Source organism: uncultured Cetobacterium sp., assembly GCF_947072685.1.
Classification (GTDB): Bacteria; Fusobacteriota; Fusobacteriia; order Fusobacteriales; family Fusobacteriaceae; genus Cetobacterium_A.
On the sequence record NZ_CAMTIK010000036.1, the window covers coordinates 1 to 11,600 of the forward strand.

Annotated in this window: 12 protein-coding genes; all 12 read right to left on the reverse strand. The window is 25.9% G+C overall.

All coding sequences use genetic code 11. The features are described 5' to 3' along the window. Positions 1–158 precede the first annotated feature (158 nt). The 12 genes from Q0V67_RS09830 to Q0V67_RS09885 all read right to left on the reverse strand — a co-directional run bounded on the left by Q0V67_RS09830 (position 159) and on the right by Q0V67_RS09885 (position 10,530). Positions 159–1,013 (reverse strand): tyrosine-type recombinase/integrase, encoded by an 855-nt coding sequence (locus tag Q0V67_RS09830; protein ID WP_297599150.1) that lies wholly within the window; start codon positions 1,011–1,013, stop codon positions 159–161. Positions 1,014–1,715: 702 nt separating this feature from the next. Further along, positions 1,716–2,759, reverse strand: a complete 1,044-nt coding sequence (locus Q0V67_RS09835; RefSeq protein WP_297599152.1) for a hypothetical protein — start codon at positions 2,757–2,759, stop codon at positions 1,716–1,718. Positions 2,760–3,101: 342 nt separating this feature from the next. Next, complete coding sequence (locus Q0V67_RS09840) at positions 3,102–3,803, reverse strand: recombinase family protein (protein ID WP_297599154.1); 702 nt, start codon at positions 3,801–3,803, stop codon at positions 3,102–3,104. Positions 3,804–4,462: 659 nt separating this feature from the next. Then, complete coding sequence (locus Q0V67_RS09845) at positions 4,463–4,936, reverse strand: hypothetical protein (protein WP_297599156.1); 474 nt, start codon at positions 4,934–4,936, stop codon at positions 4,463–4,465. Then, complete coding sequence (locus Q0V67_RS09850; protein ID WP_297599158.1) at positions 4,937–5,221, reverse strand: hypothetical protein; 285 nt, start codon at positions 5,219–5,221, stop codon at positions 4,937–4,939. Beyond that, complete coding sequence (locus Q0V67_RS09855) at positions 5,221–5,523, reverse strand: hypothetical protein (protein ID WP_297599160.1); 303 nt, start codon at positions 5,521–5,523, stop codon at positions 5,221–5,223. The genes Q0V67_RS09850 and Q0V67_RS09855 overlap by 1 nt, the downstream gene beginning before the upstream one ends. A 180-nt stretch (positions 5,524–5,703) precedes the next feature. Continuing rightward, complete coding sequence (locus tag Q0V67_RS09860; protein WP_297599162.1) at positions 5,704–5,925, reverse strand: hypothetical protein; 222 nt, start codon at positions 5,923–5,925, stop codon at positions 5,704–5,706. 372 nt (positions 5,926–6,297) lie between these two features. After that, positions 6,298–7,224, reverse strand: a complete 927-nt coding sequence (locus Q0V67_RS09865; protein WP_297599164.1) for a hypothetical protein — start codon at positions 7,222–7,224, stop codon at positions 6,298–6,300. A 210-nt stretch (positions 7,225–7,434) separates the two neighbouring features. Next, positions 7,435–7,683, reverse strand: coding sequence for a hypothetical protein (locus tag Q0V67_RS09870; protein ID WP_297599166.1), 249 nt, complete (start codon positions 7,681–7,683; stop codon positions 7,435–7,437). Between the two features lie 1,329 nt (positions 7,684–9,012). Then, positions 9,013–9,228: a hypothetical protein gene (locus Q0V67_RS09875; RefSeq protein WP_297599168.1), complete on the reverse strand. Its 216-nt coding sequence runs from the start codon at positions 9,226–9,228 to the stop codon at positions 9,013–9,015. Between the two features lie 23 nt (positions 9,229–9,251). Then, a complete protein-coding gene (locus Q0V67_RS09880) occupies positions 9,252–9,434 on the reverse strand; it encodes a hypothetical protein (protein WP_297599170.1) in 183 nt (60 codons plus the stop codon). Further along, complete coding sequence (locus tag Q0V67_RS09885) at positions 9,427–10,530, reverse strand: replication initiation protein (RefSeq protein WP_297599171.1); 1,104 nt, start codon at positions 10,528–10,530, stop codon at positions 9,427–9,429. The genes Q0V67_RS09880 and Q0V67_RS09885 overlap by 8 nt, the downstream gene beginning before the upstream one ends. Between the last annotated feature and the right edge of the window lie 1,070 nt (positions 10,531–11,600).

Genomic DNA, 11,600 nt, shown 5'->3' on the forward strand with positions numbered 1-11,600 from the left:
AGTTTTAGAAAAAACCAAATGTGAAACTAAATATTCTAATAAAAATCATAATATTCCCAATACTTTAGTAAAGTTTTCACAAAACTTGTCAATAGGTAAAACAGGTATTTTTCGTACCGCTTTCAAAATATTATAAGATTTTAATTTTTAGAATTAAATTAAATTCTAAAGCTATAAGGAATATTCTTTAATCTATTAAAAATATCAAACTTTTGTGAGTTAGAAAAAGTAACATAAATCATAGTATTTCTAATATTTTTGTGTCCCAGTAAATATTTAATATCTTGAATACTAAAACCATTTTCAGCCAACCAAACCCCTCTACTATGTTTCAAGGTGTGAAAGTGTGCTTTTTCTTTTGGAGTATTGGCAAGTTCACAATATTTTTTAAAGATATATGTCAAACCTTGAAAAGATAATTTTTCTCCTTTAGAGTTAGAAAATAAAAATTCTTTTGGCTCTGTTTCCTCGATATATTTTTTTAGTAGTAGCATTGTTTCGTCTTTAATTTCAAGCCTATTTTGATTACTTCCCTTGACTCTTCTACACAAAACTTCATTAGAGTTAATATAAATATCGGATAATTTAAGGTCTAATACTTCACTAGCTCTTAAACCAAGCTCAAATCCTAATAAAATTAATAATTTATCTCTAAAAACTGATTTACTATTTTTCTGAATCACTTTAAGAATATTATTAATTTGAGTAATAGTAAGAAATTGAAGTTCCCCACTGATTTCCTTTATTTGTAGTCTGACATTTTTGATTTCTTTAGCTAGTTTGTTGTATTCACTGACTTGTTCAGTATTTTTTCTAAGGTCTAAAAGATTGGCAAGTTTAAGTCTTAAATCTTTTTTAGTAGAGTGCAGCCTTTTAGATTTCTGAATATTAATTTCCTTTTGGATTTCATCAATATTCTTATCCAGTAGTTCTAGTATAGATTTATTTTGCTTATCTTCTTTAAGCATATGTAAATTATGTAATTTGTTTTCTAATTCTTGAATTTTATTCATAAAAACACCCTTTCTTAATATTTTTGATATATATAATTTGAAAAATAAAAAACTCCAAAAAATACCAAAGCCAAGACTTCAACAAAATTGTTAAAATCTCGGCTCTTATTTTTAATTAAAAAATAACTTATTTAAATTTTAATTTACATTTTTAGGACTCTAAGGCTCTTATTTTATTACACACGTAGAATTTTTAGGTTGAAAAATATTTTTTTAGAATTAGAAATACCGCAGAGATACTCTAATATTTAAAAAAAAAAATTTCTTCTTTGGGCTTATGAGAGGTGCAGACTCTTTTTGAGGTCTTGGTAGTCCCTTGATAGAAAGTATCAAATCAAAAAAGTAACATTTTGGGGGGTAAATCAGCTATTAAAACTAATTAAAATCCTTTGTAAAATAAGGCTTAAAAGGTGTCCGCAAGCACTTTTTAAAAAATTGTAATTTTATGTAGAGTATTGAAAAAATATAAAAACTAATAAACTTGGACTTTATAGAGCTATTTGACTATATAAAACAGTTATTTCTAATATTCATATTTTCTTATATTTATTTTCCTTTGTTTTCTCTTTTTAATATTAACATTTTCATACTTTTTTGTACATAGTTTTTTACTATATTTTTTAGTTACATATTTTTATATACAGTTTCTCATTATCTTTAATTTTCATATTGTTTTTTATTGTTATATATACTTTTTCTAATTTAGAGTTTCCCTCCATTTTCCAAAATTTCTTTAATTTCCTTATATTTTTCATTGTTGAAAAGTATCTTTTTTTGATTAATTTCTCTTTTATATACTTCAAATCCTTTTAATTTTAGAATTTCTAAATCTTTTTGTTTTTTGATTAGGTCATCTTTTTTTAAATTTTTTAATATTCTTTCAACTGTTCCCTTAGAATAGTTTATTAACTCAAACTTATATTTTAATTCTTTTTCTAGTTCATGCTTTACCAAGTGCCTATTATAGTCTTTCTCTTTATTGCTTAAACTTTGGATATAGCTTTTTTTAAACTTTCTTAAATCCCCATTTATATCTAATAAAGGATATAGCTCAATATCTCTAATACTCAATCCTTGCTCTTTATATAGCTTGATTAGTTCTATATTTGCAATTTCTATATTTCCTAGAGCCATACTATCTATATCTTTTACTTTTTCAAAATACATATATTCTGATAGTATATTTCCTCTATCATCAATAGAAACTTTTATTTTCTTTAAAACTTTATTAATGTTTTTATATATTATTTTATTAAAAGTCTTTAGATAAAACTCTTCAACCTCATCTATAAAACCAAGCCCAAATAATAGAGTCATAGCTTTTATATCTATTTTGTCAACTTTTCTTAAATTTACTTTAGCTTTTAACTCTTCAAGTTCTTCAATAGACTTATATTTAATTTTCATTATTTTTTCATAGCCTATTTTATAAAAAACTAAGTGATCCATTTGTATTTTATTTTTTATATTAAGATTATCAATAAATTCTAAAAGTAATATGTTAAGTATTTTTAATTCTTTATTACTGGGGGAAAGTTTTAATTTTTCTATTGGATAATTTTCTTTTATTATTCCAGTTGTTAAATATTTTTTATACTGTATTTTTTTTCTATTACTTTCTACAATTTCAATTCTTTCTCTTAAAAGTTCACTCATCCCTATTTTTTCAAACAATTTATAATCAAAAATGTTTTGATTAACATATATCATTATCAAATTTTTTTCTAGTTCATTTTTTTGATTCATTAACTCACTCCCAAAAGGTCTAATTTTAGTTAAAAAATAGACTTTTCATAATTTTATTTAAAAAAAGAGAGGATTTTCTTTTCCTCTCTAATTTTGTACTTAATTTCAATTTTAAAAGTTGTTTTTTGTGATATTTCCATTATATAGCTATTATCCTTATAAAACAAGGGTATATTTATATCAAAATCTTTTTTCAAAGGCTTTAAAATGGATATTAGAGCGTCATTTTTTTCTTAGTTTAAGAATTTTTTTAATCTTTTTTTGTATTTTCTGTGTTTTCTCCATTTTTAACTGGATCACTCGGAATATCTCCAAAAGGAAATTAATTATAGTCTATATTTTTCATAACTCACCTCTTTCTAAAGAAATTTCTTTTTTATATTTATAATATGAATTTCTAGCAATTTTTAAGAGTTCCATTAATTCTGTATCTTTTAAAGTTCCGTCGAAGTCTTTAGATAATTTTATAATTTTTTCTTTCATTTCCTTTGATTTTTTAGTTTCAAAAGTAAGTCCTTTTTCTCTTCCAATTTTACTACCTTTTGCTTTAGCAACTGCCATTCCCTCTTTAGTTCTTTGTCTAAGGTCTTGTACTTCTTTTTCAGACTGTTCAAACGCAATTATAACTTGTTTAACAACAAGTCTTTTTAAATATTCTCTAACACCTTTTAATATTGTTTCATTTAAGTCTATATCTTCAACTTGGACATTATTTGTTATTTTCATTTGTTCTCGGTAAACTTCTGTATTTATATATGGTTCTTTAAAAAAAATTAAATTAATACCATGCTCGAAAAGTTCTAAATAATCATTTTTCCCCTCTTCACTATTTCTACTCATTCTACTGACTGAATCAAAAACAATAGTATCTCCAGTTTTGACTATTTTTTTTAATTTAGTCCATTCTTTTCTGTCTGACGTTGTTCCTGTAAAAATTTCTTGATATATTTTAGCCTTGGGGTATATTTTTAAAATGTTTTCAATTTGTCTTGTTATAACTTGCGTTTTATGTGATATTCTGCAATAAGCATATATTTTACTCATGTTTGATTTTCTCCTTCCAATCTTTAAAATGTGGTTCCACATTTTTGATACTTTAATTATATACTTATTCCCAATAAAAATCAATAAGTTTTAATACTTTTTTTGATACCTTAGTTTTAATACTGGAATTAGAATTTAAAATCCACAAAACAATTATGACATCACTTACACTAACATTCACATTAAAAATTCATTGCTATTAAAAACATTAATAATTATCATGTCGTTACCTCCATTAAATTTAAATTAAAAAGAGTTAACGTTTCACAATATTTTAAAACTCTAAAATTTTATTTTATTAAAGTGATCCAATTTCTAAAAAAATATTTTTCAATTATTCCAATGTAAAAATCATGGTTGTTTATATCTTTATCCTCCCGCTTAAAGGCTCTTATACACATATTTGAGCCTTTTTTATCTTTAGCTTGATTTTCACCCTTAGCTTTTATATAATATTGCATATACGTAGTTATCCCTATGTATGCGGATTCATCTAAATAAGGGTTAGTCTATGCCCTTATTTTTTTATTGCGGATTCTTTGTTTTCATTGTAGGATATGTAGACTTTTTTAAAACATAGTTCTATTTAAACAAACTTTTATTGAAAAAGCCTTAGCTACTGACTTCCAATCAAATTGCTAAGGCTTTTTTATTTAATTTTATAATTCTTTTTCAAATTTAAAAATATTCTCATTCTCTCCAAACTCTTCATATTTTGTTTCTAAATATTCTTTTGCTTTTGGATGAATAGTTCTATCTATTACCAACTTACCTTTTCGTTTATTTTTTTCTTTGACTTCCTTTTTGCGAACTCTTGTAAAAATATAACTACCATTTGAATCTAAATGTCCCCAATAATAATATTCACCACTTTTCTTATCATATTCATATAAAGTATGTGAATTTCTAGGTTTACACCAAAATACACAAGTTTTTATTAAACTTTCTATTTTTTTCTCTGTAAGCATGAATATTTTTACCTCTTCATCCTCATATATATTATCTAATTTTTCATACATACCGTAGTTCATTAATTCAAATTTCGACAAATTTTTAATCTCTTTTACACTTAATCCCTTTTCCATCAAATCAAGTATCCAATTGTTTATATCTCCATTTATTTTTTTCATCATTTACATCCCTCTCTTTTTATCAACTGCTTCTCTAACTTCATCAAATTCCATACCTAATTTAAAGTATTCCTTTCTTATTTCAAAAATACTTTCAAATATCTCTCCCTGTAAATTATTCATTTCACATCTCAACTCTTTTGTTGGTAATTTTTCTATAAGGGCATTTATCAAAACGCATATCTTAGACTCTTCTTTTTGAGTCTTATCAACCATTTTTAATGTATTTCTCATATGTCCAACAAATTCAAATGCTAACTCTTCATCACAACTTAATTTATTTTCCATTATATCCCCTCTACTGATTTTATAAGGGCTTTCATTCCTAACCCTAATTTAAAATACTCTCTTTTTGTATTCTGAGAAAAATCACAAAGTAAACCCTCTATTTCTTCTAATTTTTCAAATAATTCAGCTCTTGGAATATCTTTTTCAGTTATTCTTAAGGTGGCTTGTAACTCATGCAATATTTCACTTATTTTTTCTCTATTGTACCAACCTTTAGTTTTAAAGTTACCTGTTCCCTCTAACCCTTCAAAGTATTCTACACTTGTATTTATAACCCCCTTATCTTTATTTGTCATCTTCATCAACTACCTTTACAAGTGCCACTTCTTCTACTGTTAAATCCTTTAATTGCTTATTCCCTACTAATGCTATTAGTTCATTAAGTTGTTTATAGCTCATGTTTATCATCTCCTAAATTTTAATTTTAGGCAAAATTAAAAAGACACTACCTTCAAAAAGTGTCTTTCCCTATCTTCTTATCTTTAAAAAATCATATCTGTTTTTATATATCTATGGTTTTTTAATTCTTTTACCATGATACAACTCACATGATCCTTTTTATTTTTTAACTCTTGAATGTAACTTTCTTTATCTTTTAAAGTTTTTAATTTCCTAAACTCTAAAATACCTTCTCTTTTACTTTTTAAAATAACCATATATTTATATATACTTAGGTATGTTTTATAATTATTTATATTTTTCATATTCAACCTCTTTTCTAGGTAATATAAAAAGCCCTAAAGTTTTTCTTTAAGACTTCCAAATATTTTATTTATTTTTATATTTTTAAAACTCTTAATGTCCCTACTCTTAATCTAGTACCAAGTATAAAATCAAAAATATCATTCTAACCATTGATTTTATTGACTTTATAGTACTACTTTACTTTTATAAAAAAGTTCATAAAGTACCCCTTTTAGGGGGTCTTTAATTAATTTTTTTTAACTCTTAGGTTCCACCTTTAATCTAACCCCAAACATTTTTTTACGAACACCATTTTAACCATTGATTCTATTGACTTAAAAGCTATTTTTTAATTTTATAAAAAAGTTGTAAAGTCGTTCTTTTTATAGACTTTAGGTACTTTTTGACAATTCTTTTAAAGCTTTTTTTAATTTTATTAAGAGTTTTTTTATTTCTGTTTTATTTGAAAAAACTAATGTATTAACTCTTAATCTTTTAAAGTTATAAACAAAATGCTTAAATCTTAAATTTATTCCACTTTCTTTCATCAAACCTTTCAATATATTTTCTGTTAGAATTAAACCCTCATAGTCAGCCCAAGCTATAAACTCCGTAAAAGTTCTAAAATTTTTATCAATACCTTTGTTATACTCATTTAACAAGTAATTTGTATAACAACTTTCTACCAATGGAACTAATTCCTCTAATTTTTCAAGCTCTTTTATATGCTTTTTTAATTCATATAACATTCTTTTCTTTATTTCTTCTGCGTTTCTCATGTCTAGGATTCTATTTTCGTATCTTGTTTCACTTAGCCTATTTTTATCCGAACTATTATAAATAGTTGTCTGGCTCCTTTTTGACATTATTTTAAAGTTCCCAGTATTTCTATTTTCTAATACAGGTTTTTTGGTTTCATACATTCCGCCACTACTTCTTTTAAGATTCAAACATTCGAGTAATAATCTAAAGAGTTTTTTGTTGCTCTCAAAATCCTCTTTTAAATCTACTGAAAAATCTATTCTTTTCAACGTTCCATTACTAAGTCCTAATTGAATTTTTATTTCTTCTATGAACGCTAGTGTTTCCTTAACGGTTGTAAGCTCTACACCGCCATTTATGGATTGACTAGGCTTTATCACAATAACTATCTCATTCTTTCCAGTAATAGTTGTATATTTATCTAAAATTCCATTTAAACCTTTTATGTCAGCTATTTCAATATCCGTATTAAATAATATCCCTATGGTATCAACTCCACCTTTAGTGTATGTTTGGTCTTTTGTTTTTGACACTTTTTTCAAGTATTCTTTTTCCAATGTTCCCACGCTCCTATTATTTTCAAATAATAGGGAGCAGGGTTGGAAAGCTTACCTCTTGTTTTTGTAAGCCATTTATGATATACTCAGTTTACCAGACGTGAGTATATCATATTTATAGTTACATACTATAAGCGGATTTATTCCAACCCAAAAGACTACTATTTTGCCGATAGTGGTCTTTTTATTTTGCCTTTTTGATAGGTTTAATTATTCCCCTACCTCTTCATCTGAAACTTTTGAACCCTTTTTTCTAATAGTGATTTTCTTTGTTCTAGGACTATATGTTATTTCTGTTTCTCTATCTTCTGGAGTTACCCCCATATGTTCAAGCCAACTTGCGGGTATAGTTATTCTTGGTGAACTTCCACCACTTCCACCTTTAGCAAACATAACATTTAATTCTCTTGTTTCTTTCACTAGTTCTTTTTTTTGAGTTCTTCTTTTTTTCTGTTCCAAATTATCACCCCCTTTTTCATGAGGTTGTCTCATTATAACGTCGACCTCTTAAAAAGTCAATGATTATTTTTTATATCTTTTAAAAATACACCATATACAAGTGTATAGCTTGTCTTTTGCCTACCTAAAAAGTGCAATAAAAGTTGCAGTTTTTGTATAGGTAATTTTTAACAACTTTCAACAAACTTAATTATTAGCTCAATTTTTAGTAAAATAATTTTATAACTATATTTTTGATATATTTTTAAATAAAAAATAAATATTAAGTTCTGACTTTTAATTTTATTACTAGATTTTTTTTATAGGATTTTAATTTTTAAGAGAAGTTGGAACTAATAAAAGTTCCTACTATTTTTCCAACTCCAAATAATAAAAAAAAGGCAAGGTTTTATCCTTGCCAGTTCGTAAAAAGTAGTCAGCTTTTTACTAAGTGCTAAAACTCTGTGTTTTTTACTTTTTAAGCCTAGTAAGTTTCTTTAGCTAATATAAAAAACAATATCACAAAATAAATTATCTTTGTCAATCTCTCCACCTCCTCCCTTTTCTAAAATGGAGGGTTGAGTTTTTGCACCTAGACATATATTATCATTAATTACAAAAAATAAAAAGAGGTTTAAGTTGACTAGACTTGAACCTCTTTTTTGTTCTCTTGGAAAAATTGACTTTTTCAAGATATTTATTTTGTATTTAAATTATAAACCTTTCTTATTCAAAAATCAACTGAAAAATAAAAAGCAACTAAGAAATATTCTCTGTGAACTACCACCGCCCTAATAGATGGCGGCGGTAGTTCACTATATATCTCGCTAATTGGCATTTGTCAAATAAAAAAAGAGGGTTTCCCCTCTTCTCTGCTTGTTCGAGTTACGAGTTCCAACAAGCTAAAACGGTCATCTCTTTCCTAGTAAAGATTTTTAGCAAGGAGAAAGAAAACTATAACGATTAGAATTTTCAACATGAATACACCCCCTTTCATTGAAAGGCTGGTTTTCTTAAGAGTTAACCGCTTTTACAGTATAACACTTGTTACAAAAAATAAAAAGAGAAAGGTCTCGTATTCCTTTCTCTTTTTCTATTTATAGTGTATTCACTTTTTCTAATCGTTAATTGAATTATAAACCTTTCTTATTCAAAAATCAACTAAAAATTGCTAATAACAAAAGTCCCTATAATCATGCTTATTTATACTTTTATAAAAAATAAAAAGAGGTTTTACTCTCTCTTCCTACAAATCTATGATACTTTTTTAGGTTCTCATTTGCATTTTAACTTTTCTTTGATAGTTCACACTTGTTTTTCTTTTGACTCTTATCTAGGCACTCCCTAGACTTAACAAGTAATGCTTTTTTCTAATTTTTCCAAATTCTTTTTATTTTCTCTTTCTGCTTTTCTTTCTAAATTATTCAAATACTCTTCCCTCTCATCTATATCCTCATAAAGCCCAACTTTTCTTATCTCTGTTTTGTAATATACAACCCTACTTTTAGTAAAATTCATCTGTAATATTTTCTTAAGTAAATTATTAGCTTTTGTTTCTATCTTCATGAACTCCCCCTTTTATCATAATTTTACCTTATTTTCCATTCTCCAAACTTAACCCAACTATCATTTTTCATTTCATAAATTATTATTTTTCTATCAATTTCTATCGCTTCAAGCAACTTATTAGAACATTGGATAATATCATCATACTTTGCGAACTCTTTAGATTTTAAAATTTTGCCATTCTCTTCTAACTCAATTTTATACATTGTTCATATCCTCCAGTAGTTTTTTAATCTTGTGTTGCCTTGCCATTCCTACAAGTTTTTTACCAGTTTTTGAAACTAAAAGGCTTTCGTCAATATCTTCAGTTGTATATATTTTAGTTTGGATATACTCTTTTTTAATATCTTCTATAACCTCGTATTTAGCTTTATTTACAAAGTCAAAAGACTTTCTGATAAACTTATTATGCTCTTCCCCTATTTGTCTTAAATACTTTTTGTACAAGTCCTCATAGTCTTTTTTATTTATTTTTATTGTTTCAACAACTGGATCACTTGGAATATTTTTTACTTTTTTATCTTTTTCTAATTCTTGGATAGTATTTTTATATTGTTTTTTCTCATGCTCTTTGAGTTCTTTCTCTCCCAGTGTCGCCTTTTTTCTTTTTACTGGTTGAATATCTATACTGTCATCTTTTTTCTTTTTCTTATTTTTCCATTTAAAAACTAGGGTTTCTACACTCCTACCCTTTTTTAACTCTGTTAATTCTAAATTTTTAAAACTGTTTCCCAACTCTTCTAAGCAAGGTTTAAAAATCTTTTGTCTAATATTTTTCATCAAATAAGTGCTAGGAATGCCCATTACTTCCCGAAAATCATCAATTTTTACAATATACTCTCCTGTACTATCCCATTGCTTTAATAATCTAAATAACGTTTTCGAATATCCTCCTCTTAATTCAACTAATTCTTTTAGCTCAAAAAATGTAAACTCTCCCATTATTTCTTTTATCAAGTGTTTAAATCTTGGGTTAATCTCAATCTCTACAACCTTTCTTGTAGGACTTGTTACTATATCCCCAAATAAACTAAAAGCTACATAATCGCCATTAATGTCTTGAACCTCTTGAACTAAAGATTTTAACTTTAAATTAAGTCCTCTTATATTTTTTATCAATCTTGCTTCACTTCTATTTTTTACATCAATAAGACTTTTAAACTCACTAAATTCTAATATCATCTTATTTTTTTTTTCATCTCTAGCTTTTAATAATAAACTAAAAAAAATATCAATTTCCAATTCTGTAAAATTCCCAATTTTTAATTTATTTATATCATTATGATATTTAACTATTTCCATTTTTCCCCCTTGTTACATTGAGTTACTTTTCGATAGATTTATTCTTATAAACACAATATACATCACTGGAAAGGTAACTGTCAATATTTATAGTTACTTATTCGTTACATTGAGTTACCCTTTTGTTACATTGAGTTACCCTTTTGTTACATTGAGTTACCTTTTACCCTCTGAACCATCTCTCTACTAGCTGAAATTAAGCACCCCTAAAAGTATTTAAAAGTATTTAAAAGTATTTAAAAGGGAAAAACTTAAATTTTCCAGTAAAAAAATCAAAGTCAAAAAATTCAATTTTTTAAGTAGTCAACAAGTTATGTTTGAATATTAATATTTTTCAAAAAGAAATTAGGAACCGATCCAAACCAAAATATAAATTCCTAAACCCCTGTTTTAAATCTCATTAGCCAAGTTCTAGGGTATCAAATAAGCCATTTAAAAACTTTTTAGACAAAATACACGATTAATCACAAGACACACTCTAAAATTAATTCTGTGAAGTATAGCAAGATATCAAAATTCAAATTCTTTGTAAAATCGATTTTAAGATATGTTCAAAATTATATGTGAGTATTTTATGCTTAAACGGTTTGAAATTGATTTTAAGGTACAATGAGAGTGTCTAACGAGATATTTTTAAGGGTACAACACCCCCAAAACAGCATATTTTTTAATTTTTTAATATTTTAGTGCTAAAATTCAATCTAAAACTCTAAATTTTTTCTTAAAGCGAAAGATTTTTTCAAGAGGAAAAAGAGCAACTTAAAAACTAAGAGTTCACGATTAGGAGTTTCTCAAATTACATTTAAGAAACCCAGTAAAACTGGACTTTAGCAAGTTGGAGGGAATAAAAAAAACTGGGAATAGTTCCCAGTTTAAAAGTCAAATTTTTTTAACTCTTTTTCTAGTTTTTCAAATCCCTCTAAATCAATTTCATTAGGGATTTTTTCAAGTTCTTTTTCAAGTTGTTCAAACTCGTGGGTTTCCATATTCTAGCTCCTTTTATATAAACTATGATGGTTCACTTTAGTACACTACTTTTGAAAATTTCTAAAAACTGTATGGTATAATAA